Genomic DNA, 23,355 nt, shown 5'->3' with positions numbered 1-23,355 from the left:
CCCCTTAGAAATAACCCTGACGTTTTTTATCTTCCATCGAGCCTGCGCCATCGTGGTCGATGACCCGGCCCTGGCGCTCGGAAGTTCGCGTCAGGAGCATTTCCTGAATGATGTCCGTCAGGCTTTCGGCCTCGGACTCCACCGCGCCCGTCAACGGGTAGCAGCCAAGGGTACGGAAACGCACTTTCTTTTTGACGATGCGCGCCTTGTCCTCGTCGGACAGGTGTTCGAGGATGCGCTCGTCGTCGATCATGATCAGCGTGCCGTTCTTCTCGATCACTTCGCGTTCGGCGGCGAAGTACAGCGGTACGATCGGGATGCCTTCGAGGTAGATGTACTGCCAGATGTCCAGTTCGGTCCAGTTCGACAGCGGGAACACACGAATGGATTCGCCCTTGTTGACCTTGCCGTTGTAGACGTTCCACAGCTCCGGACGCTGGTTCTTCGGGTCCCAGCGGTGTTTGCTGTCGCGGAACGAGTAGACGCGCTCCTTGGCGCGGGACTTCTCTTCATCGCGACGGGCACCGCCGAAGGCGGCGTCGAAACCATGCTTGTCGAGTGCCTGCTTCAGGCCCTCGGTCTTCATGATGTCGGTGTGTTTGGCGCTGCCGTGGGTGAACGGGTTGATGCCCTGCGCAACGCCATCCGGGTTGACGTGGGTGATCAGGTCCAGGCCAAGCTCTTCGACCATCTTGTCGCGGAACTTGTACATCTCCTGGAATTTCCACTGCGTGTCGACGTGCATCACCGGAAACGGCAGTTTGCCCGGGAAGAACGCCTTGCGTGCCAGATGCAGCATCACGGCGGAGTCTTTACCGATGGAGTACAGCATCACCGGGTTGTCGAACTCGGCGGCCACCTCGCGGATGATGTGGATGCTTTCCGCCTCCAGCTGTTTCAGATGCGTCAGTTTGTCGACCATGGCTACTCACGAAAGCTTTCTTATGAACGGCCAGCGGGCCGTGTTCGAGCGGGGAATCCTAGCACAGCGACCCCTTCTAATCAGGACGCCAACTAGATCGAAAGGGCATATGAATATGCCCGCTCGTTCGGGTGCTTTTCAGGGAAAAGTCAGATCGGATTCGGGCAGTCGATGAAGATGTGTTCCAGGGCAAACCGCTTCGCCAGATAGTCGCCCAGCGCCTGCACGCCGTAGCGTTCGGTGGCGTGGTGGCCGGCGGCGATGAAGCTGATGTCGTTTTCCCGGGCGCTGTGGAACGTCTGCTCGGAGGCTTCACCGCTGAGGAACAGATCGACGCCGGCAGCGATGGCGTTGTCGATGTAGCCCTGACCGCCGCCGGTGCACCAGCCGACCCGACGGATCATCGCGCTGCCCTCGACCAGCAGCGGCTCACGGCCCATGCGTTCCTGTACACGACGGGCGAAGTCGCGGGCGGTCACCGGCTCGTCCAGCGAACCGACCAGGCCGACGATCTTCAGGTTGTCCGGATCCAGCGGCCCTTCGACGGTAATGTCGAGCTGCCGAGCCAGTTGCACGTTGTTGCCGACGTCCGGGTGCAGATCCAGCGGCAGGTGATACGCCAGCAGACTGATGTCGTGTTTGAGCAAGGTTTTCAGACGCCGCTGCTTCATGCCGGTGACGCACGGGTTCTCACCCTTCCAGAAGTAACCATGATGCACCAGCACCAGATCAGCCTCGGCTTCGAGGGCGGCATCGAGCAGCGCCTGGCTGGCCGTGACGCCGCTGACGATGCGCATCACTTGCGGGCGGCCCTCGACCTGCAGGCCGTTGGGGCAATAATCGGCAATTTTCGCACTGCCGAGGTAACGGTCGGCTTCTTCGACCAGGGTGCTCAGGGCGACGGCCATGAAAGACTCCTAAATATCCCGTTCAGAGGCACGCGCGGCCTCGTATAATGCGCGACATTATGGGCGGTCTGACCCCGCCTGCAACTTTTCCAGGACGTGCTTAATGCTCAAGGCGCTGCGTTTTTTCGGCTGGCCGCTGTTGGCCGGCGTGCTTATCGCTCTGTTGATTATTCAGCGTTACCCGCAGTGGGTCGGGCTTCCGAGCCTCGACGTCAACCTGCACCAGGCCCCGCAGACCACCAGCACGCAGCAGGGGCCGGTGTCCTATGCCGACGCCGTGGTCATCGCCGCGCCGTCGGTGGTCAACCTCTACACCACCAAAGTCATCAACAAGCCGAGCCATCCGCTGTTCGAAGACCCGCAGTTCCGTCGTTTCTTCGGGGACAACTCGCCGAAGCAGAAACGCATGGAGTCGAGCCTCGGTTCCGGCGTGATCATGAGCCCGGAAGGCTACATCCTGACCAACAACCACGTCACCACCGGCGCCGACCAGATTGTCGTGGCGCTCAAGGACGGTCGTGAAACCCTGGCCCGCGTGATCGGCAGCGACCCGGAAACCGACCTCGCCGTCTTGAAGATCGACCTGAAAACCCTGCCGTCGATCACCGTCGGCCGTTCCGACAACATCCGCATCGGCGACGTCGCCCTCGCCATCGGCAACCCGTTCGGGGTCGGCCAGACCGTGACCATGGGCATCATCAGTGCCACCGGCCGTAACCAGCTCGGCCTGAACAACTACGAAGACTTCATCCAGACCGACGCGGCGATCAACCCGGGCAACTCCGGCGGCGCACTGGTGGATGCCAACGGCAACCTCACCGGGATCAACACCGCGATTTTCTCCAAGTCAGGCGGTTCCCAGGGCATCGGTTTTGCGATCCCGGTGAAACTGGCGATGGAAGTGATGAAGTCGATCATCGAGCACGGTCAGGTGATTCGTGGCTGGCTGGGCATTGAAGTGCAACCACTGACTCAGGAACTGGCGGAGTCGTTCGGTCTGTCGGGGCGTCCGGGGATTGTGGTGGCGGGGATTTTCCGCGACGGCCCGGCACAGAAGGCCGGCCTGCAACTGGGTGACGTGATTCTGAGCATTGATGGCGAGCCTGCGGGCGATGGCCGCAAGTCGATGAACCAGGTGGCGCGGATCAAGCCGACCGACAAGGTCACGATTCAGGTGATGCGCAATGGCAAGGAGTTGAAGCTGACCGCTGAAATTGGTCTGCGCCCGCCACCCGCGCCGGTGCAGGAAAAAGAAGAGTAAGACTATGTTCGCGCCAATGGCGCGAATAACAGACATTCTCAACAGGCATGTTATATTGTTTCAATTAGTGCATTGGAACAACATAACATGTCGTCTCGAAAAAAGGCCTCCCTCCTCGGCCTGACCCTTGGGCTGCTGGGCGATCCCGCGTTTGCCGATGAACCGCAAACGCTCGAACTCGACGCCATCAGCGTCACTTCTGACTACGAATCCCCTACCGGGCCGGTCAAGGGCTATCGCGCCACCCGCTCGTCCAGCGCCACCAAAACCGATACCGCGATCCGCGATATCCCGCAGGCCATCAGTGTGGTGCCCGCCAACGTGCTCAAGGATCTGGGCAGCACCAGCGTCGAACGTGCGCTGGATTTCGCCGGTGGCGTGTCGAAGCAAAACAACTTCGGTGGCCTGACGCTTTACGAATACAGCGTGCGCGGCTTCACCACCTCCGAGTTTTACCAGGACGGTTTCAGCGCCAACCGTGGTTACCCGAGCACACCGGACACCGCCAACATCGAGCGCATCGAAGTGCTCAAGGGACCGGCCGCCAGCCTGTACGGCCGAGGCGATCCGGGTGGCACGGTGAACATCGTCACCAAAAAACCGCAGCCCGAGGCCTTCACCACCCTGCAAACCAGCGCCGGCAGTCGGGATCGCTACCGCACGGCACTGGACGTCAACACACCACTCGATGAGCAGGGTAACGTTCTGTCGCGAATCAACCTCGCGGTCGAGGACAACAACAGTTTTCGCGACCACGTCGACAGCAAACGCGTCTTCGTCGCCCCCTCCTTCAGCTGGCAACTGAGCCCGGACACCAGTCTGCTGGTGGAGAGCGAATTCGTGCGCCATAGCTCGACCTTCGATCGCGGCATCGTTGCGCCAAACAATAAATGGAGCGGTGTTTCGCGCTCAACGTTCCTCGGCGAGCCCAACGACGGCAACATCGACAACCACAACAACAAGCTGCAAACCACGCTTGAACACCACCTCAACGATGCCTGGAAACTGCGCCTGGCCAGCCATTACAAGGAAGGCAAACTCTGGGGGTTCGCCTCCGAAAACCGCCCGCTGAACGCCGATGGCCACACCGTCAACCGCCGCTATCGCGAACGCGATACCAACTGGCACGACAGCATCACCCAACTGGAACTGCGCGGCCTGTTCGACCTCGGCAGCTGGCAACACGAACTCCTGATCGGCAGCGAATACGAGAACTTCCGCAAGAACGAACGCGTCACCACCATCGCCGGCGGCCCTTACGCCATCGATATCTATAACCCTGTGTACGGCCAGCCCAAGCCCGACGGTGCACGCTCCGGCACAGACTTCTTCGAACACGTCGAAAGCCATGCGCTGAACCTGCAGGATCAAATCGTCTTCAACGAAAAACTGCGCGGGATGCTCGGTGTGCGATTCGAGCACTTTGAGCAAAACATCGATGACCACAGCCGCAACACCACCAGCCGCCAGACCCACGACGCGCTCACTCAACGTGCAGGCCTGCTCTATCAACTGACCCCGGACACCGGCCTGTTCGCCAACGCCTCGACCTCATTCAAACCGAACAACGGCCTCGATGCGGCTGGCAAACCCTTCGATCCGGAAGAAGGCGTGGGTTACGAAATCGGCATCAAGAACGAGCTGTTCGACGAACGTTTAAGCAGCACCCTCGCCTTCTTCCATATCGACAAGGAAAACGTCCTCGCCCTCGACCCGGACACCGACACCAGCCGCGCCATGGGCAAGGCCCGCAGTCGGGGTTTCGACCTGCAAGTCACCGGGCAAGTGACCGACGCCGTCAGAGTGATCGGCGCCTTCGCCTGGATTGACGCCGAAGTCACCAAGGGTGATGCCGCGATTCCTGCCGGTAGCCGCATCCTCGGGGTGGCCAAACGCAGCGGCAGTCTGTTGGGGGTTTACGAGTTTCAGGACGGCCGCTTGCGCGGCTCGGATTTCGGCGCGGCGTTCACCTACGTCGGTGACCGCTCGGGTGAGTCCGGCAGCGATTTCGAACTGCCGGCCTATCACACCATCGACCTGCTGGCCCATTACAAGGCCAGCGACAACATCACCGTCGGCCTGAACCTGAACAACCTGTTCGACGAAAAGTACTACGAGCGCTCGTACAGCAATTACTGGGTCAACCCCGGCGAGCCGCGCAATTTCACGATCAGCCTGACACTTAACCTGTAAAAGGACGTCACCATGCAATACGGCAAATCCCTGCTGCTCATCGCCGCGCTGTTCGCCACTCACGCTTCGGCCCATGGTTTATGGACCGAACAACGGCGCGGCAATATCGAAGTCGTCTACGGCCACGGTGCCGAAGACAATGCGTTCAAACCGCAGAAAGTCAGCGGGGCGTGGGCCTTTGACGCGGGCGGCAAGATGATTCCCGTCAGTGTGCAGCGCCTTGCAGATCACGCCCGCCTGCAACCGTTGAAACCGCCTGCGGTGTTGGCCGTGGCGCTGAACAACGGCATGTGGTCGCAAACCGCCGACAAGAAATGGATCAACGAGGGGCGCAGCAAAGTCCCGGGAGCCATCGAGTCGACCGAGACCCTCAAGTACAGCCTGGCGATTTATCAGTCGGGAGCGAAGCTTCCCAAACTGGATCAGATCAAATTGCTGATTTTGCCGGAGGTCGATCCACTGACCGTAGGGCCTGGGAAATCATTGCCGGTGCGGGTGTTGCTGGATGGCAAACCGGCAGCGGGCGTGAAGTTGATCGGTGACTACCGCAACGCACCGAATACCTTGAGCTCCGAAACCGACAAGGACGGTCGCGCACAGGTACTGGTGCGTAATGAGGGATTGAATGTGATTGCGGCGCAGGTGGAAGTGCCGGTGAAGGGCAGTGCAGAGGTGAGCAGTCGGGGGTTGTTCAGTTCGTTGACGTTCCTGGGCGAACCGCATCACGAATGAATCAACGCTGATCCCTGCGGGACGGAACCCACAGGGATCAGCGTCGTTTCAGAGCTCGCCGAGACCGTCGATCAACGCCTGATTCTGCTCCGGCGTACCGATCGAGATCCGCAGGAACTGGGCAATCCGTTCCTGCTTGAAGTGGCGCACGATCACACCCTGCTCTCGCAGCTTGGCCGCCAGCCCTGCCGCATCGTGTTGTGGATGCCGGGCGAAGATGAAGTTTGCCGCTGACGGCAGCACTTCAAAGCCTTTGGCCTGTAACTGAGCAACCACCCACTCACGACTCTCGATGACCAGCGCGCAGGTCTTGTCGAAGTATTCGCGATCCTCGAACGCTGCTGCCGCACCGACGTTCGCCATGCGATCGATCGGGTAGGAGTTGAAGCTGTTCTTGATCCGCTCCAGCGCCTCGATCAGGTCCGGATGCCCGACCGCCAGACCGACCCGCAGACCCGCCAGCGAACGGGACTTGGACAAGGTCTGAGTCACCAGCAGGTTCGGATAACGGTCCACCAGACTGATCGCGGTTTCGCCGCCGAAGTCGATGTAGGCCTCATCGACCACCACCACTGAATCCGGGCTGGCCTTGAGGATCTGCTCGACCGCTTCCAGTGCCAGCAGGCAACCGGTCGGCGCGTTCGGGTTGGGGAAGATGATCCCGCCGTTCGGTTTGGCGTAATCGGCCGGGTTGATCCGGAACTGCGCGTCCAGCGGCACTGCATCGAACTGGATGCCGTAAAGGCCGCAGTAGACCGGATAGAAGCTGTAGCTGATATCCGGGAACAGGATCGGCTGATCGTGTTGCAGCAGGCCGTGGAAGATGTGCGCCAGCACTTCGTCCGAACCGTTGCCGAGGAACACCTGATTGCTCTGCACGCCGTAGTATTTGGCGACGGCGTTTTTCAGCAGATCGCTGTTCGGATCCGGGTACAGGCGCAGGTTGTCGTTGAGTTCGGTCTGCATCGCCGCCAGGGCTTTTGGCGACGGGCCGTACGGGTTTTCGTTGGTGTTGAGTTTGACCAGACGGGTCAGCTTCGGCTGCTCGCCCGGCACATATGGCACCAGATCCTTGACGAACGGGCTCCAGAATTTACTCATGTTCAGTTCCCCTTCACTTCGTCTTTGATGCGGTACTCGGCGCTGCGAGCGTGGGCGCTCAGCGATTCGCCACGGGCCAGGATCGATGCGGTCTTGCCCAGTTCGGAAGCACCGGCCTCGGAGCAAAAGATGATCGACGAGCGCTTCTGGAAGTCGTACACACCCAGCGGCGAGGAGAAACGCGCGGTGCCGGACGTCGGCAATACGTGGTTCGGACCTGCGCAGTAGTCGCCCAGCGCTTCGGAGGTGTGGCGGCCCATGAAGATCGCGCCGGCGTGGCGAATCTGCGGCAGCCAGGCCTGCGGATCAGCGACCGACAGTTCAAGGTGTTCCGGGGCGATGCGGTTGGCAACTTCGATGGCCTGGGCCATGTCGCGCACGTGGATCAGTGCACCGCGACCATTGATCGAAGTTTCGATGATGGTGGCGCGATCCATGGTCGGCAGCAGTTTGTCGATGCTGGCGGCCACTTTGTCGAGGAACTCGGCGTCCGGGCTGACCAGAATCGCCTGGGCGTCTTCGTCGTGCTCGGCCTGGGAGAACAGGTCCATGGCGATCCAGTCCGGATCGGTCTGGCCGTCGCACACCACGAGGATTTCCGACGGGCCGGCGATCATGTCGATGCCGACCTGACCGAATACGTGACGCTTGGCGGTGGCCACATAGATGTTGCCCGGGCCGACGACCTTGTCCACCTGCGGCACGCTTTCAGTACCGTAGGCCAGCGCCGCAACGGCCTGGGCGCCGCCGATGGTGAACACCCGGTCGACACCGGCGATGCACGCCGCCGCCAGCACCAGCTCGTTGACCTCGCCACGCGGGGTCGGCACCACCATGACCACTTCGGTCACGCCGGCAACCTTGGCCGGAATCGCGTTCATCAATACCGACGACGGATACGACGCCTTGCCGCCCGGCACGTACAGACCGGCGCGATCCAGTGGCGTGACTTTCTGGCCCAGCACCGTGCCGTCGGCTTCGGTGTAGCTCCAGGAATCCTGCTTCTGTTTTTCGTGATAGCTGCGAACGCGGGCGGCGGCTTTTTCCAGCGCTTCGCGTTGCGGTGCGGTGATGCGAGTCAGGGCCAGTTCCAGGCGCTCGCGCGGCAGGATCAAGTCCGCCATCGAGGCGACTTCGAGGCCGTCGAACTTCTGGGTGAACTCGACCAGCGCCGCGTCACCGCGCTCGCGCACAGCCTTGATGATGTCCAGCACCCGCTGATTGACCGAGTCGTCAGACACACTTTCCCAGCTCAGCAGATGATCCAGATGATGCGCGAAATCCGGGTCAGCAGCGTTGAGTCGGCGAATTGCAGTCGGTGCGGTCATAGCGAGAGCCTCATAGGAATGGCAAAAACTCAGGCGCCCTAACTTAGCAGTCGTTTCCGCTTGGGCACCTGAGATTCTGGCTATGAGGCGGATAGACGGGCGCGACTCAAGGTCGCGCAGGTACATCAGCCGCGGTGTCGAGACTCCACTGCCTTGCGCAGGGTGTCGATCAACGCCTGGATTCGGGCGTGTTGCATTTTCATCGAAGCTTTATTGACCACCAGACGCGAGCTGATCGTGGCGATCAGTTCCTGGGGTTCCAGACCGTTGGCACGCAGAGTGTTGCCGGTATCGACCACGTCGATGATCTTGTCGGCCAGACCGATCAGCGGTGCCAGCTCCATCGAGCCATACAGCTTGATGATGTCGACCTGACGGCCCTGTTCGGCGTAGTAACGCTTGGCAACGTTGACGAACTTGGTCGCAACGCGCAGACGGCCCTTGGGCTCGACAGCACCGATCTTGCCGGCGGTCATCAGCTTGCACTGGGCGATCTGCAGGTCCAGCGGCTCGTACAGGCCTTGTCCGGTGTATTCCATCAGCACGTCTTTACCGGCAACGCCGAGGTCGGCCGCGCCATGCTCGACATAGGTCGGCACGTCGGTGGCACGCACGATCAACAGGCGTACGTCTTCCTGAGTCGTGGGAATGATCAGCTTGCGGCTCTTGTCCGGATTCTCGGTCGGCACGATGCCCGCTTCGGCGAGAAGCGGCAGGGTGTCGTCAAGGATGCGGCCCTTGGACAGTGCGATGGTCAACATGGGAAACGTCAGTCCTTATCAAGGTACTCATGTCCGGTCGCAATCGGCGCCGGACATACATCGAGGGCGTTACCACCCCCGATCAAAACGAATTCAACGGACACTTCCCTGTGTCCAGATGCAGCGACTAGCCCGGAACGCGACGGATCTTGGCGCCCAGCATCTGCAGTTTTTCCTCGATGCACTCGTAACCACGGTCGATGTGGTAGATGCGGTCGATCAGGGTATCGCCTTCGGCCATCAGGGCCGAGATCACCAGGCTGGCCGACGCTCGCAGGTCGGTTGCCATCACTGGCGCGCCCTTGAGGATTTCAGTGCCGGTCACGATCGCCGTGTTGCCTTCGACCTGGATCTTGGCGCCCATGCGGTGCAGCTCGTACACGTGCATGAAACGGTTTTCGAAGATCGTCTCGATCACGGCACCAGTGCCTTCGGCAATGGCGTTGAGCGAGATGAACTGCGCCTGCATGTCGGTCGGGAACGCCGGGTACGGCGCAGTGCGCACGTTGACCGCTTTCGGGCGCTTGCCGTGCATGTTCAGCTCGATCCAGTCTTCACCGGTGGTGACTTCTGCACCGGCTTCGCGAAGTTTTTCCAGAACGGCTTCGAGAATGGTCGGATCGGTGTCCTTGACCTTCACGCGGCCACCGGTAACCGCGGCGGCCACCAGGTAGGTACCGGTTTCGATACGGTCAGGCATGACCTTGTAGAAGGCCGAACCCAGACGCTCGACGCCATCGATGGTGATGGTGTCGGTGCCAGCGCCGGAAACCTTGGCGCCCATGGCGTTCAGGAAGTTCGCCAGGTCGACCACTTCAGGCTCGCGGGCGGCGTTCTGCAGCACGCTGCGGCCCTTGGCCAGAGCAGCGGCCATCATGATGTTCTCGGTACCGGTCACACTGACGGTATCGAAGAAGAAGTGTGCACCGCGCAGGCCGCCTTCAGGGGCCTTGGCCTTGATGTAGCCGCCTTCGACGTCGATGATCGCACCCATGGCTTCCAGGCCACGGATGTGCAGATCGACCGGACGCGAACCAATCGCGCAACCGCCAGGCAGAGCCACTTCGGCTTCACCGAAACGGGCAACCATCGGGCCCAGCACCAGGATCGACGCACGCATGGTTTTCACCAGTTCGTACGGGGCGATCAGGGTCTTGATGGTGCGCGGGTCGATTTCGACGCTGAGCTTCTCGTCGATCACAGGCTCGATGCCCATGCGACCGAACAGCTCGATCATGGTGGTGATGTCGTGCAGGTGCGGCAGGTTGCCGACGGTGACCGGGCCATCGCACAGCAAGGTGGCAGCCAGGATCGGCAGGGCGGAGTTCTTCGCCCCGGAAATGCGGATCTCGCCATCAAGACGAGCGCCACCGGTAATAATCAATTTATCCATAACAATCTCGACGCCCTAGGGCTCAGGTGCGCTCGGCCCAGGCCGCGCTGCTGAAAAATTTCATAGTGACCGCGTGGATGCTGCCATCGGCGATCCATGGGTTCAAATGGGCATAGATGCTTTGCTGACGCTTGACCGGGCTCAACGCCGCCAGTTCATCGCTAATCACGTTCAGCTGAAAGTTGCAGCCTTCGCCTTCAACTTCCACCCGGGTTCCGGGCAGATTTGCTTCAAGGAAGCTCTTCACTTCTACGGCCTGCATGCTCAACCTCAATCGGCGCCCTGTGCGCACGGGTCGGACATCATACAAAAAAGCCCCGCGCCTGCGAACCCCGCTGCGCAGGACTCTGACGGGGGGCTTCTTTACAGATGCGGGTTCAGGGTTGCGCCAACAGCTCGGTCAGCTCGCTGACCTGAGCAATTTCACGCATGTCTTCGGGCATCCCGCGGATGCTGACGGCCTTGCCGGCGGCTTTCGCATCACGAATGAAGCACAGCAGCAACGACAGGCCGACGCTGCTGGACTTTTCCACCGCCGAGCAATCGATCACCAATGCCGGGGCATTGCACGATTTGATCAGCGCCCGGCCCTGCTCCCGAAGGCCGGGACCGGTGCGGTAATCCAGCACGCCAGTGAGTTGCAGCTCACTGGCGGCGTCCAGACGAATGGCCGACTCGGTCATTGGGCAGGCTTTCCGTTCTGTTCAGCCGACTGCTTGGCCTTGGCCACTTCCCCGGCCCAACCGTTGATGGTCTTGTCCAGGTCGTTGCCGTTGCGCTGCATTGCATCGGCGAACTGATCGCGGAACAGCTTGCCGATGTTGATGCCGTTGATGATCACGTTGCGCAGTTTCCACTCGCCATTGATCTTCTCGAGCGTGTACGACACCGGGTAGATCGCGCCGTTGCTGCCCTTGACGGTCATGCCGACGCTGGTGCGATCGCCCGACTCGTCCTTGGCCGGATCAACAGTGATGCCCTGGTTGTTGTATTCGAGCAAGGCGTTGCCATAGAACTGGAACAGGCCTTTCTTGAAGTTTTCCTCGAAAGTCTTCATCTGCGCCGGTGTTGCCTTGCGCGAATACTTGACCGTCATGATGCTCTTGGAAATGCCCTCGGCATCCACGACCGGTCCGACGATGCTGTTCAGCGCCGCGTAGAAGTCGTTCGGGTCCTGCTTGTACTTCTCTTTATTGGCGGCCAGATCGGCCAACATCCGTTTGGTGGTGTCCTGAACCAGGTCGTGCGCCGAAGGCGCCGCCACGGCGTTAGCCACCAGCGGCAGTGCCGCCAGCAACACCAACAGGCCACGTCGCAAGGTAGAGATCATTCAAAAGCTCCTCATTTGGCGTCTTTGCTAACGGTATTGAGCAGGAATTTACCGATCAGGTCTTCCAGTACCAGTGACGACTGCGTGTCGTGGATGGTTCCACCATCCTTGAGGCGGGTTTCTTCCCCGCCCACGCTGATACCGATGTACTTCTCGCCCAACAGGCCAGCAGTGAGGATAGACGCTGTGGAGTCGGTCGGCAGGTTGTCGACCTTCTTGTCCACCAGCAACGTTACCCGACCGGTGAAACTGTCGCGGTCCAGATCGATCGCCGTGACCTTGCCGATGGTCACACCGGCCATGGTCACTTTGGCTCTGACCGTCAAACCGGCGATATTGTCGAAGTACGCGTAAAGTTTATAGCTGTCGGTGGTGGACGTCGGAGACAGGCCACTGACCCGCAGGGCCAGCAGCAACAAGGCCAGGATCCCTGCCAGCAGGAACAGGCCGACACCGATTTCCAGGGTGCGGTTTTGCATCAGAAATCTCCAAACATCAAAGCGGTCAGAATAAAGTCCAGGCCGAGCACTGCCAGCGAGGCAAACACTACGGTCTTGGTGGTGGCACGACTGATCCCCTCGGAAGTGGGCTCACAGTCATAGCCTTGGAATACGGCGATCCAGGTCACGACAAAGGCGAAAACGATACTTTTGATCACGCCATTGAGCACATCGCTGGAGAAGTTCACGCTGTTCTGCATGTTCGCCCAGTAGGAGCCTTCATAGACGCCCAGCCAGTCGACCGCGACCCAGGAACCGCCCCAGATGCCGACCACGCTGAAGATCATCGCCAGCACCGGCAGGGAAATGAAACCGGCCCACAGACGCGGGGCAATGATGTACTTGAGCGGGTCCACACCGATCATTTCCAGGCTGGACAACTGCTCGGTGGACTTCATGTTGCCGATTTCCGCCGTCAGCGCCGAACCGGCACGACCGGCGAACAGCAGCGCCGTCACCACCGGACCCAGTTCACGCAGCAGGGTCAAGGCAACCATCTGCCCCACCGCCTGCTCCGAACCATAGCTCGACAGAATACTGAAGCCTTGCAGCGCCAGCACCATGCCGATGAAGATCCCGGACACCACGATGATCACCAGAGACATGACGCCGACTGAATGCAACTGTTTGACCAGCAGGCCGAAACCACCGCTGATGCCGCCCCGGCCCAGCAGGGCATGGAACAGGAACAGGGTCGCCCGACCGAATACCGCGACAGCGTCGATGGCTGACTCGCCGAATCGACGCACGCGTTCTATTAATGAAATTCTGCGCATCAGCGCTTCCCCAGAAGATCTGCGCGGTAATCCGTCGCTGGAAAGTGATACGGAACCGGGCCATCGGGGTTGCCGGTCATGAACTGACGGATACGCGGCTCGTCCGAGTTCATCAACTCGTCCGGCGTACCCTGCCCAAGCACCTGGCCATCACCTACGACATAGATGTAGTCGGCGATGCTCGCGGTTTCCGCCAGATCGTGGGAAACCACGATGCTGGTGATCCCCAGCGCGTCGTTGAGCAGACGGATCAGGCGCACCAGAACGCCCATGGCGATCGGGTCCTGGCCGACGAACGGTTCGTCGTACATGAGAATCTGCGGATCCAGCGCAATCGCCCGGGCCAGCGCCACACGACGTTTCATGCCGCCGGACAGCTCGTCGGGCATCAATTCGATGGCGCCGCGCAGGCCGACTGCCTGCAATTTGAGCAGAACGATGTCGCGGATCATCTCGTCCGGCAATTCGGTGTGAACGCGCAGGGGAAAGGCGACGTTCTCGAACACGTCGAGATCGGTGAACAGCGCGCCGCTCTGAAACAGCACACCCATGTGCTTGCGTGCATCGAACAGATCGCTGCGCGACAGCTTCGGCAGGTTCTGGCCGTTGACCCAGACCTCACCCTGCGAAGGCCGCAACTGGGCGCCCATCAAGCGCAACAGCGTGGTCTTGCCACACCCGGAAGGCCCCATGATGCCGGTGACCTTGCCGCGCGGGATGCGGATATCGACGTTATTGAAAATGCTCCGCGCACCGCGCTTGAAGGAGACTCCCTTCAGCTCGACCGCGTAGGCGTTATCGGCACTCATCTAAACTCCTTGCGATGCAGCCTCTCACTCGGACGCCTGGCTTTCTGGAGAAAGCCCCTACATCCCGGGCAGGCCGAACTGGCGGCGAACTATATCACTGCAAAGGGCAAGCGCCCAAGGCCTCTCCCCGGCCACGTTCAGCGATATGACAGGCCCGATGCTTCTATTAGAGGGTTTTAGTAACGAGGAATGACAAAGCACGACGAACTTGCGTGAGGCTTTTCAACATAACCGCTATAATCGCCGCCTTTTCATCGGGCTATACGATTTCTGACATGAGCCAAACCAGCGACCTGATTCAATCGGCACAACGCACCATCCGCCTCGAAGTGGAAGCCGTACAAGGCTTGTTGCCCCATATCGACGCCGATTTCGTACGCGCTTGCGAGATGATTCTGGCCAGCAAGGGCCGTGTCGTCGTGGTCGGCATGGGCAAGTCCGGGCACATCGGCAACAAGATTGCCGCGACCCTGGCCAGCACCGGCACCCCGGCATTTTTCGTGCACCCGGCCGAAGCCAGCCATGGCGACATGGGCATGATCACCCGTGACGACGTGATCCTGGCCCTGTCGAACTCCGGCTCCACCAACGAAATCGTCACCCTGCTGCCGCTGATCAAGCGCCTGGGCATCCAGCTGATCAGCGTGACCGGCAACCCGCAATCGCCTCTGGCAAAAGCGGCCGAGGTCAATCTCAACGTTCACGTCGAGCACGAAGCCTGCCCGCTGAACCTGGCACCGACCTCCTCGACCACCGCCGCACTGGTCATGGGCGATGCCCTGGCCGTGGCGCTGCTGGAAGCCCGCGGCTTCACCGCCGAAGATTTCGCCTTTTCCCACCCGGGTGGCGCACTGGGCCGACGCCTGCTGCTGAAAGTGGAAAACGTCATGCACGCCGGCCAGGAGCTGCCGCAGGTACAACGCGGCACGCTGCTCAAGGACGCACTGATGGAAATGACCCGCAAGGGTCTGGGCATGACCGTGATTCTTGAAGCCGACGGCAAGCTTGCCGGGATCTTCACCGACGGCGACTTGCGCCGTACGCTGGATCGAAGCATTGATATACGCAGCGCCACCATCGACCAGGTGATGACCGTGCACGGCAAGACCGCCCGCGCCGAAATGCTCGCCGCCGAGGCCCTGAAAATCATGGAAGACCATCGAATCAACGCGCTTGTCGTCGTGGATGAGGACGATCGCCCGATCGGCGCCTTCAACCTCTCCGACCTGCTGCGCGCAGGAGTGATGTAAATGAGCACCGATCTGCTGCAACGCGGCAAAGCCATCAAACTGGCGGTTTTCGACGTCGACGGCGTCCTCACCGACGGGCGCCTGTACTTCCTTGAAGACGGCAGCGAGTTCAAGACCTTCAATACGCTCGACGGCCAGGGCATCAAGATGTTGATGAACGCCGGCGTGCAAACGGCCATCATCAGTGGTCGCAAGACCCCGGTGGTCGAACGCCGGGCGAAAAACCTGGGCATTCCGCACCTGTTTCAGGGTCGTGAAGACAAACTCGTCGTCCTCGACGGCCTTCTCGAGCAACTGGGCCTAAGCTATGAACAGGTCGCCTATCTCGGCGACGATCTGCCCGACCTGCCGGTGATTCGCCGGGTGGGGCTGGGGATGGCGGTGGCCAACGCTGCCGCTTTTGTGCGCGAGCACGCCCATGGCGTCACTCAGGCCCGTGGTGGCGAGGGTGCCGCCCGTGAATTCTGCGAACTGATCCTGCGCGCCCAGGGCAGCCTCGATGCCGCCAATAACGCGTATTTGTGAGTCAAACCATGTTTAGCAAAAAGTTTCGCAACATACTGCTGTTCGGTTGCATCGCGGCCATTTTCGGCGCGGTCGGCTACTGGAACATCAGCCCGGAACGCTTCCTCGACAAGCCTCCTGTCTCGGCAGAAGAGAGCCCGATCGACTGGTACGCGACCAACACCCACACCTTGCAATACCTGGAAGACGGCAAGGTGCAGTACGAAATGACTTCCGACAAGGCCGAGCACGTCAAGGCGACCGACATTACACTGGTCACCAAGCCCGACCTGAACATGTATCGCGGCACCGACTTCCCATGGCACGTGACCAGCGAGCGCGGTGAAGTGAATTCCGGTGGCACCGAGGTCGAGCTGATCGACTCGGTTCGCGTCAAGCGCACCGATGAAAAGAACCGCGACACCCTGATCACCTCCACTCGCATGACAGTGTTCCCGCAGCAACAATATGCGCAGACCCAGCAACCCGTTAGAATCGACGGCGCTGGCGGTGTATCGACCGGCGTGGGAATGAAAGCGTATTTGAAGGAAAGCAGGATACACCTGCTATCGAACGTAAGAGGACAGTATGAGGCTCGTTAAAACCCTCCCTATTTTGCTCAGTCTGGGCGCAGCACTGGGAAGCGTGAGCGCCTGGGCTCTGCCGAACGATCAAGAGCAGCCAATCCGCATTCAGGCCGACGATGCCCAGCTGGACGACAAGAATGGCGTTGCCACCTATAAAGGTGACGTGATCATCACTCAGGGTTCGATGATCGTCAAAGGCAACACCGTGACCATCACCCGCACCCCGACCGGCGATATCGACGTCGTGACCTCGGTGGGCAACCTTGCCTACTTCGAGCAGTTGCAGACGGCTGGCGACACCAAGCCTGTACAGGGCTGGGGCGTGACCATCCAGTACCACGCCGCGCAAAACCGCGTTGTGCTGATCGACAAGGCGAAAGTCGTCGACAAGGACAACAACACCACTCAGGGCGAGAAAATCGTCTATGACACGGTGAAAAAGCTGGCCAGCGCGGGTCGTGCCACCGGCAACAAGGTCACCGAAGCGCGTCCGCGCATTGACATGGTGATCCAGCCGAAGAAGAAAACCGACGAGAAATCCCAGTAATGGCAACTCTGAAAGCTCAGCACCTGGCCAAGGCCTATAAAAGCCGCCAGGTCGTGCGCGATGTCAGCCTGTCGATCGACAGCGGTCAGATCGTCGGACTGCTCGGCCCCAACGGCGCCGGCAAGACCACCTGCTTCTACATGATCGTCGGCCTGGTGCAGGCCGATCAGGGTCGCGTGCTGATCGACGACCTGGATGTCAGCCACCAGCCGATGCACGGTCGCGCCAAGGCCGGTATCGGCTATCTGCCACAGGAAGCGTCGATCTTTCGCAAACTGTCGGTGGCCGACAACATCATGGCCATCCTCGAGACCCGTCAGGAGCTCGACAAGGCCGGTCGTCGCAAGGAGCTGGAAAGCCTGCTGCAGGAATTCCACATCAGCCACATCCGCGACAACCTCGGCATGAGCCTGTCCGGTGGTGAGCGTCGCCGGGTGGAAATCGCCCGTGCACTGGCCACTGCGCCGAAATTCATCCTGCTCGATGAACCGTTCGCCGGTGTCGACCCGATCTCCGTGGGCGACATCAAGCAGATCATTCACCACCTCAAGGCCAAGGGCATCGGTGTACTGATCACCGACCACAACGTCCGCGAGACGCTGGATATCTGCGAAACGGCCTACATCGTCAATGACGGCCAACTGATCGCCGAAGGCGACTCCGCGACCATCCTCGCCAACGATCTGGTGAAGGAAGTGTATCTGGGTCACGAGTTCCGCCTGTAAGCGCGACAGCATTCGACCAGCCGTCCGGGTGCTGTAACGTTGAAGCGCACTTTTATACGCTTTTATTGTTACAGCGCTCTAGGCAAACACGACAGTTTCAGGCATATAATTTGCTTAAGTTTGGCGCTTCGGCGCCCTGTAGTGGATGGCGCATAGCGCCGGCGAATAAGGTGTTAAGCCCCTGCCATGAAACCATCGCTAGTCTTGAGAATGGGCCAGCAGCTGACGATGACACCGCAGCTGCAACAGGCCATCCGCCTGCTCCAATTGTCGACCCTGGATCTGCAACAGGAAATCCAGGAGGCTCTGGAATCCAATCCGATGCTCGAACGCCAGGAAGACGGCGACGACTTCGACAACTCCGATCCCATGGCCGACAACGCCGAACAGAAGCCCAACACCGAGATCCAGGAACCCTCCTATCAGGAGACCGCACCGACGGTCGACAATCTAGAGGATGGCGAATGGAACGAGCGAATCCCCAACGAACTCCCCGTCGACACCGCCTGGGAAGACGTCTACCAGACCAGCGCCAGCAGCCTGCCGAGCAGCGATGACGACGAGTGGGACTTCACCACCCGTACCTCCGCCGGCGAGAGCCTGCAAAGCCACCTGCTGTGGCAGTTGAACCTGGCGCCGATGTCTGACACCGATCGCCTGATCGCCGTCACCCTGATCGACTGCATCAACAATCAGGGCTACCTCGACGAAACCCTCGAAGAAATTCTCGACGCCTTCGATCCGGAGCTCGACATCGAGCTGGACGAGATCGAAGCCGTCCTGCACCGCATCCAGCAATTCGAACCTGCCGGCATTGGCGCACGCAACCTGGGCGAATGCCTGCTGCTGCAATTGCGCCAGCTGTCGGCCAAGACCCCTTGGCTGGCGGAAGCCAAGCGTCTGGTCACCGATTACATCGACCTGCTCGGCAGCCGCGACTACAGCCAGCTGATGCGCCGCATGAAGCTCAAGGAAGATGAACTGCGCCAGGTCATCGAACTGGTGCAGAGCCTCAACCCGCGCCCCGGTTCGCAGATCGAGTCCACCGAAGCCGAGTACGTGGTGCCTGACGTCATCGTACGCAAGGACAACGAGCGCTGGCTGGTCGAACTGAACCAGGAATCGGTGCCGCGCCTGCGGGTCAACGCCCAGTACGCCGGTTTCGTGCGCCGCGCCGACACCAGCGCCGACAACACCTTCATGCGCAATCAGTTGCAGGAAGCCCGCTGGTTCATCAAGAGCCTGCAGAGCCGCAACGAAACCCTGATGAAAGTGGCCACCCAGATCGTCGAGCATCAGCGCGGCTTTCTTGAATACGGCGACGAAGCCATGAAGCCTCTCGTGCTGCATGACATCGCCGAAGCGGTGGGCATGCACGAGTCGACGATTTCCCGGGTGACCACGCAAAAATTCATGCATACCCCCCGGGGCATTTATGAACTGAAATACTTTTTCTCCAGCCACGTCAGCACCTCCGAAGGCGGCGAATGCTCGTCCACGGCGATCCGCGCGATCATCAAGAAACTGGTTGCCGCGGAAAATCAGAAAAAGCCGTTGAGTGACAGCAAGATCGCTGGTTTACTGGAGGCACAAGGCATTCAGGTGGCTCGCCGCACCGTCGCCAAGTACCGCGAATCCCTCGGGATCGCGCCTTCGAGCGAACGCAAGCGGTTGATGTAAGCCACGTTACAGCGTTCCAGTGGCAGGCTCTTCGGCCTGCCGCTTTATGCACTGGCAACGAAGGAGAAGCTGTATGCAAGTCAACATCAGTGGACACCAACTGGAAGTTACCCAACCTCTCCGTGAGTACGTTGAGCAAAAGCTCAAGAGGCTTGAGGGGCATTTCGACAAGATCACCAACGTGCAAGTCACGATGTGCGTCGAGAAGCTGAAGCAGAAAATCGAAGCCACGCTGCATATTCCCGGTAACGAGGTCGTCGCAAACGCGGAACATACCGATATGTACGCAGCGATCGACGCGCTGACCGACAAGCTTGATAAACAACTCAAAAAGCATAAGGAAAAGACCCAGAGCCTGCTTCAGGGCGCTACCGGTCGATAACCCCCACCCCCATGATCCGACTTGAAAGCATCCTGACCCCCGGCCGTTCCCTCGTGAACGTGCCGGGCGGCAGCAAAAAGAAAGCCCTCGAACAAATTGCCAACCTGATCGCCCGGGAAGTACCGGATCTGGAGATGCAAGATGTCTTCGAGGCACTGATTGCCCGTGAAAAACTCGGCTCGACCGGTTTTGGCAACGGCATCGCCATTCCCCATTGCCGCCTCAAGGGTTGCGAATCCCCCATCAGCGCCTTGATGCACCTTGAAGCACCCATCGATTTCGACGCCATCGATGGTGCACCGGTCGACCTGCTGTTCGTGCTGCTGGTCCCGGAAGCCGCCACCGATGCGCACCTGGAACTGCTGCGCCAGATCGCCAGCATGCTCGACCGCAAGGACGTACGCGAAAAATTGCGTCGCGCCACCACCAACGAAGCCTTGTATCAGGTTGTCCTGGACGAGCAAAACGGGCACTAAACATGCGCTTGATCATCGTCAGTGGCCGCTCCGGCTCGGGCAAAAGTACCGCTCTGGATGTCCTCGAGGACAACGGCTACTACTGCATCGACAATTTGCCTGCCGGCCTGCTCCCGGAACTGGCGGAGCGCGCACTGATTCATACGGAACTGTCTCAGCCACTGGTCGCGGTATCGATCGATGCGCGCAATCTGCCCAGTCATCTCTCGCGCTTTCCGGAGTTGCTTGAAGAGGTCCGCAGCCGGCACATCCAGTGCGACGTCCTGTATCTGGACGCCGATGAAGAAACCCTGCTCAAGCGCTTTTCGGAAACCCGTCGTCGCCACCCGCTGAGCAGCGCCAATCGTTCGCTGGCGGAAGCCATCAACGATGAAACGGCCCTGCTGGGCCCGATCGCCGATCTGGCCGACCTGAAGGTCAACACCACCAATCTGAACCTGTACCAGTTGCGCGACACCATCAAGCTGCGGCTGCTGAACCAGCCGGAGCCGGGCACGGCGTTTCTGGTGGAGTCGTTCGGTTTCAAACGCGGCATGCCGGTGGATGCGGATCTGGTGTTCGATGTACGCTGCCTGCCCAACCCGTACTGGAAACCGGAATTACGCGCGCAATCGGGGCTCGATGAGCCGGTGGCCGAATACCTGGCGGCACAGCCGGAAGTCGAAGAGATGTTCCAGGACATCTATGCGTATCTGTTCAAATGGCTGCCGCGCTTCGCTGCAAGCAATCGCGCCTACGTCACCATTGCCATTGGCTGCACCGGCGGACATCACCGTTCCGTCTACCTGACCGAACGCCTGGGTCAGGCCCTGCAGAAAACCCTGAAGAACGTCCAGGTTCGCCACCGCGACCTCAGCTAAAGGATTCACACCGCGATGCCTGCTCTGGAAATCGAAATCATCAACAAGCTGGGCCTGCATGCCCGGGCGTCGGCAAAGTTCGTTGGCGTGGCGGGGCAGTATCCCGACTGCACGATCAGAGTGGGTCGCACCCCGGAAACTACGGTAGATGGCAAAAGCATCATGGCGATGATGATGCTCGCTGCCGGCAAGGGCACCAAAATCTTCCTGAGCACCGAGGGGCATCAGGAACAGGAAGCCCTGGATGCCTTGGTGGCACTGATCAACAACTACTTCGACGAAGGCGGTTGAAAGCCTTTGGTGGCGAGGGAGCAAGCTTCCCTCCCCCCTCTCATCCCAACGCCGTGTCCATCACCATCATCAGACAGAACCCGATCAACAATCCCAGGCTCGCCAGTTTGTCGTGACCATTGCGTCGCGACTCCGGGATTACTTCGTGGGTCACCACCAGCAACATCGCCCCGGCCGCCAGCGCCAATCCGAGGGGCAACAACAATTCAGCCAGACTGACCAGCCACGCACACAGCAGTGCAAACACCGGTTCGACCAGCCCCGATGCCGCCCCGATCAGAAACGCCTTGACCCGCGACATCCCTGCTCCGGCCAGCACCAGCGCAATCACCAACCCTTCCGGCACATCCTGCAAGGCGATGCCCATCGCCAGGCTGTCAGCGTCCGGCATGCCGCCGCCCGCGGAGACACCGACGGCCATGCCTTCCGGGATGTTATGGGCAATGATGGCAAACACGAACAGCCAGATCCGAGGGGGAATCACTGGATGTTCGACGGTGCCAATGAGCATTTCCGGTGAAGCGCCGGACACCTTGCGGTCCACCAGATACAGACCGAAAGCACCGAGCATGATGCCGAAACAGATCAGACCACTGGCACCCCAAGGGCTCAGGCCAAGGCTTTCTGCGGCGGCAATCCCCGGCACGATCAGCGAAAACGCGGTCGCCGCCAGCATCACGCCGGCACCAAACCCCAGCAGCGTGTCGCCCAATGCCTGAGGCATGTTGCGGATCACCAGCACCGGAACCGCCCCGAGTGCCGTGCCAAGCGCGCAGATTGCACCGCCCTGCAATGCCCGGGACAGTTTCGGCTCAAGGTTCAGCCATTCGAGTCCGTGAGCCACCAGCAAGGTCATGCCCGCCAACAGCAGCAGCGATCCGAATGCGTAACGAAACATACGCCCACTTCCGATCGCCAGTGTTTCAGTGCCCATAGTCAGCCTTGGATTGTTTTTATAGGAGACTTAAACCAGTGCAGCCTGATAACGCACAGCGACTTCAGGCCAATTGATCACGTTGTAGAACGCGCTGATGTATTCCGGGCGACGGTTCTGATAACGCAGGTAGTAGGCGTGTTCCCACACATCGAGTCCGAGAATCGGCGTATTGCCGCCCATCAGCGGGCTGTCCTGATTGCCGCTGCTTTCCACCACCAGTTTTTTGTCCGGGGTCACGCTCAGCCAGGCCCAGCCGCTGCCGAAACGGGTCAGCGCGGCTTTGGTGAAAGCATCCTTGAAGCTGTCGAGGCCGCCCAGTTGCTCATCGATCGCCCTGGCCAGCGCGCCGTCCGGCTTGCCGCCACCGCCTGGCACCATCACTTCCCAGAACAGCGAATGGTTGGCGTGACCGCCGCCTTGATTGATTACCGCCGCACGCAGTTTTTCCGGCAGTTGCTGGACGCTGGCCACCAGTTTTTCCACCGGCCATTCGGCGTACTCCGTGCCCTCGACCGCGGCGTTCAGGTTGTTGATATAGGTCTGGTGATGCTTGGTGTAGTGGATCTCCATGGTCTGCGCATCGATGTGCGGTTCCAGTGCGTCGTAGGCGTAAGGCAAGGCTGGCAGGGTAAAAGCCATTTCAGTGGACTCCATGGTGATGTTGGGCAGGCACGCGACGCGCATTGCCGGTATCCGGGTGCAGCAGCCGCTGGGTGCGCGGGTATTCGCCGTGTTCGCTGATGAAATTGAGCAGTTCGACATAGGTCTTGCTGCTCTGGCGCAACGCCGCCTCACGCAGGGCCGGGCGCAGGCGCTCGTTCTGCATGGTCTGCAACAGGCGCTGGTGGATCGCGCACAGATATTCGGCGCTCTCCTCCGGCTGGTTCAGGCGCAGATGCAGGTCGGCCAGGTTGTGATGGGAGATGACGCAGGCCGCCACCGCTTCGTCGGCATCGGCCCAGCGCTCGAACAGCACTTGAGCCAGGGCCAGCGCTTGCAGATAGGCCTCGCGGGCGTCGATCAGCTCGCCCAGCATGAAGCAGCGATTGGCCCGTTCGATCGTGCGTTTCCAGTGCTCCATGATGAGTCTCCAAAGCGGTTG

General features: G+C 60.3%; 28 protein-coding genes. 13 read left to right on the top strand and 15 right to left on the bottom strand.

Annotation, left to right across the window (positions count from 1 at the left end):
• Positions 1–4: 4 nt before the first annotated feature.
• Positions 5–922, bottom strand: a complete 918-nt coding sequence (cysD, locus tag AC1RMX_RS18370; RefSeq protein ID WP_096818994.1) for a sulfate adenylyltransferase subunit CysD — start codon at positions 920–922, stop codon at positions 5–7.
• Positions 923–1,071: 149 nt separating this feature from the next.
• The gene (locus tag AC1RMX_RS18365) at positions 1,072–1,830 is read right to left on the bottom strand and encodes a Nif3-like dinuclear metal center hexameric protein (protein ID WP_493072680.1); all 759 of its coding nucleotides are present in this window, start codon (positions 1,828–1,830) and stop codon (positions 1,072–1,074) included.
• A 103-nt stretch (positions 1,831–1,933) separates the two neighbouring features.
• On the opposite strand from AC1RMX_RS18365, the gene algW reads away from it, so the two are divergent.
• From algW to AC1RMX_RS18350, 3 genes are all read left to right on the top strand, one after another.
• Positions 1,934–3,091 (top strand): Do family serine endopeptidase AlgW, encoded by a 1,158-nt coding sequence (gene algW, locus AC1RMX_RS18360; RefSeq protein WP_096818989.1) that lies wholly within the window; start codon positions 1,934–1,936, stop codon positions 3,089–3,091.
• 87 nt (positions 3,092–3,178) lie between these two features.
• On the top strand, positions 3,179–5,284 hold the full coding sequence (locus AC1RMX_RS18355) for a TonB-dependent siderophore receptor (RefSeq protein WP_096818987.1): 2,106 nt from the start codon (positions 3,179–3,181) through the stop codon (positions 5,282–5,284).
• A gap of 12 nt (positions 5,285–5,296) precedes the next feature.
• Positions 5,297–6,016 (top strand): DUF4198 domain-containing protein, encoded by a 720-nt coding sequence (locus AC1RMX_RS18350; RefSeq protein ID WP_493072679.1) that lies wholly within the window; start codon positions 5,297–5,299, stop codon positions 6,014–6,016.
• 48 nt (positions 6,017–6,064) lie between these two features.
• Here AC1RMX_RS18350 and hisC read toward each other — a convergent pair whose 3' ends face one another.
• From hisC to AC1RMX_RS18300, 10 genes are all read right to left on the bottom strand, one after another.
• Entirely contained in the window at positions 6,065–7,117 is a 1,053-nt protein-coding gene (gene hisC / locus AC1RMX_RS18345; protein ID WP_096818983.1) for a histidinol-phosphate transaminase, read from the bottom strand.
• A gap of 2 nt (positions 7,118–7,119) precedes the next feature.
• Positions 7,120–8,445, bottom strand: coding sequence for a histidinol dehydrogenase (gene hisD / locus AC1RMX_RS18340; RefSeq protein ID WP_096818982.1), 1,326 nt, complete (start codon positions 8,443–8,445; stop codon positions 7,120–7,122).
• A 125-nt stretch (positions 8,446–8,570) separates the two neighbouring features.
• Positions 8,571–9,206, bottom strand: a complete 636-nt coding sequence (gene hisG / locus AC1RMX_RS18335; RefSeq protein ID WP_096818980.1) for an ATP phosphoribosyltransferase — start codon at positions 9,204–9,206, stop codon at positions 8,571–8,573.
• A gap of 127 nt (positions 9,207–9,333) precedes the next feature.
• A complete protein-coding gene (gene murA / locus AC1RMX_RS18330) occupies positions 9,334–10,599 on the bottom strand; it encodes a UDP-N-acetylglucosamine 1-carboxyvinyltransferase (protein ID WP_085729622.1) in 1,266 nt (421 codons plus the stop codon).
• A 22-nt stretch (positions 10,600–10,621) separates the two neighbouring features.
• Positions 10,622–10,861, bottom strand: a complete 240-nt coding sequence (locus AC1RMX_RS18325) for a BolA family protein (RefSeq protein ID WP_096818978.1) — start codon at positions 10,859–10,861, stop codon at positions 10,622–10,624.
• Between the two features lie 115 nt (positions 10,862–10,976).
• On the bottom strand, positions 10,977–11,282 hold the full coding sequence (locus AC1RMX_RS18320) for an STAS domain-containing protein (RefSeq protein WP_096818976.1): 306 nt from the start codon (positions 11,280–11,282) through the stop codon (positions 10,977–10,979).
• Complete coding sequence (locus AC1RMX_RS18315; RefSeq protein WP_096818974.1) at positions 11,279–11,929, bottom strand: MlaC/ttg2D family ABC transporter substrate-binding protein; 651 nt, start codon at positions 11,927–11,929, stop codon at positions 11,279–11,281. The genes AC1RMX_RS18320 and AC1RMX_RS18315 overlap by 4 nt, the downstream gene beginning before the upstream one ends.
• 11 nt (positions 11,930–11,940) lie before the next feature.
• Positions 11,941–12,408: an outer membrane lipid asymmetry maintenance protein MlaD gene (gene mlaD, locus AC1RMX_RS18310; protein WP_096818971.1), complete on the bottom strand. Its 468-nt coding sequence runs from the start codon at positions 12,406–12,408 to the stop codon at positions 11,941–11,943.
• Positions 12,408–13,205, bottom strand: coding sequence for a lipid asymmetry maintenance ABC transporter permease subunit MlaE (gene mlaE, locus AC1RMX_RS18305; protein WP_096818969.1), 798 nt, complete (start codon positions 13,203–13,205; stop codon positions 12,408–12,410). The genes mlaD and mlaE overlap by 1 nt, the downstream gene beginning before the upstream one ends.
• Complete coding sequence (locus AC1RMX_RS18300; protein WP_096818967.1) at positions 13,205–14,014, bottom strand: ATP-binding cassette domain-containing protein; 810 nt, start codon at positions 14,012–14,014, stop codon at positions 13,205–13,207. The genes mlaE and AC1RMX_RS18300 overlap by 1 nt, the downstream gene beginning before the upstream one ends.
• 275 nt (positions 14,015–14,289) lie before the next feature.
• Here AC1RMX_RS18300 and AC1RMX_RS18295 point away from each other — a divergent pair, with 275 nt between their 5' ends.
• From AC1RMX_RS18295 to AC1RMX_RS18250, 10 genes are all read left to right on the top strand, one after another.
• A complete protein-coding gene (locus AC1RMX_RS18295; protein ID WP_085729618.1) occupies positions 14,290–15,264 on the top strand; it encodes a KpsF/GutQ family sugar-phosphate isomerase in 975 nt (324 codons plus the stop codon).
• Positions 15,265–15,789 carry a KdsC family phosphatase gene (locus AC1RMX_RS18290; RefSeq protein ID WP_011332476.1) on the top strand — a complete coding sequence of 175 codons (525 nt, stop codon included), beginning with the start codon at positions 15,265–15,267 and terminating at the stop codon, positions 15,787–15,789. It abuts the gene before it with no gap.
• A gap of 8 nt (positions 15,790–15,797) precedes the next feature.
• Entirely contained in the window at positions 15,798–16,370 is a 573-nt protein-coding gene (gene lptC / locus AC1RMX_RS18285) for an LPS export ABC transporter periplasmic protein LptC (protein ID WP_085711782.1), read from the top strand.
• Positions 16,357–16,902: a lipopolysaccharide transport periplasmic protein LptA gene (gene lptA / locus AC1RMX_RS18280; RefSeq protein WP_096818965.1), complete on the top strand. Its 546-nt coding sequence runs from the start codon at positions 16,357–16,359 to the stop codon at positions 16,900–16,902. The genes lptC and lptA overlap by 14 nt, the downstream gene beginning before the upstream one ends.
• Positions 16,902–17,627, top strand: a complete 726-nt coding sequence (lptB, locus tag AC1RMX_RS18275) for an LPS export ABC transporter ATP-binding protein (RefSeq protein ID WP_007953572.1) — start codon at positions 16,902–16,904, stop codon at positions 17,625–17,627. Before lptA ends, lptB begins: the two co-directional genes overlap by 1 nt.
• Before the next feature lie 186 nt (positions 17,628–17,813).
• A complete protein-coding gene (locus AC1RMX_RS18270; RefSeq protein WP_011332472.1) occupies positions 17,814–19,307 on the top strand; it encodes an RNA polymerase factor sigma-54 in 1,494 nt (497 codons plus the stop codon).
• A 73-nt stretch (positions 19,308–19,380) separates the two neighbouring features.
• Entirely contained in the window at positions 19,381–19,689 is a 309-nt protein-coding gene (gene hpf, locus AC1RMX_RS18265; RefSeq protein ID WP_007953578.1) for a ribosome hibernation-promoting factor, HPF/YfiA family, read from the top strand.
• A gap of 11 nt (positions 19,690–19,700) precedes the next feature.
• Positions 19,701–20,165: a PTS IIA-like nitrogen regulatory protein PtsN gene (gene ptsN / locus AC1RMX_RS18260; protein ID WP_096818963.1), complete on the top strand. Its 465-nt coding sequence runs from the start codon at positions 19,701–19,703 to the stop codon at positions 20,163–20,165.
• Positions 20,166–20,167: 2 nt separating this feature from the next.
• Positions 20,168–21,025, top strand: a complete 858-nt coding sequence (gene rapZ, locus AC1RMX_RS18255) for an RNase adapter RapZ (RefSeq protein ID WP_096818961.1) — start codon at positions 20,168–20,170, stop codon at positions 21,023–21,025.
• A gap of 15 nt (positions 21,026–21,040) precedes the next feature.
• Entirely contained in the window at positions 21,041–21,316 is a 276-nt protein-coding gene (locus AC1RMX_RS18250) for an HPr family phosphocarrier protein (protein ID WP_096818959.1), read from the top strand.
• A gap of 40 nt (positions 21,317–21,356) precedes the next feature.
• On the opposite strand, the gene AC1RMX_RS18245 is transcribed toward AC1RMX_RS18250, so the two are convergent.
• Genes AC1RMX_RS18245 through AC1RMX_RS18235 form a run of 3 tightly spaced genes read right to left on the bottom strand, consistent with a single transcriptional unit; the run spans position 21,357 to position 23,334 of the window.
• Positions 21,357–22,250: a ZIP family metal transporter gene (locus AC1RMX_RS18245; protein ID WP_493072678.1), complete on the bottom strand. Its 894-nt coding sequence runs from the start codon at positions 22,248–22,250 to the stop codon at positions 21,357–21,359.
• A 30-nt stretch (positions 22,251–22,280) separates the two neighbouring features.
• The gene (locus AC1RMX_RS18240; protein WP_493072747.1) at positions 22,281–22,892 is read right to left on the bottom strand and encodes a superoxide dismutase; all 612 of its coding nucleotides are present in this window, start codon (positions 22,890–22,892) and stop codon (positions 22,281–22,283) included.
• 1 nt (position 22,893) lies between these two features.
• On the bottom strand, positions 22,894–23,334 hold the full coding sequence (locus tag AC1RMX_RS18235; RefSeq protein WP_096818952.1) for a DUF2753 family protein: 441 nt from the start codon (positions 23,332–23,334) through the stop codon (positions 22,894–22,896).
• Positions 23,335–23,355 lie beyond the last annotated feature (21 nt).

This window comes from Pseudomonas sp. GW822-FHT03F04, from assembly GCF_058801405.1.
This window is presented reverse-complemented; position numbering and strand designations above follow the sequence as displayed.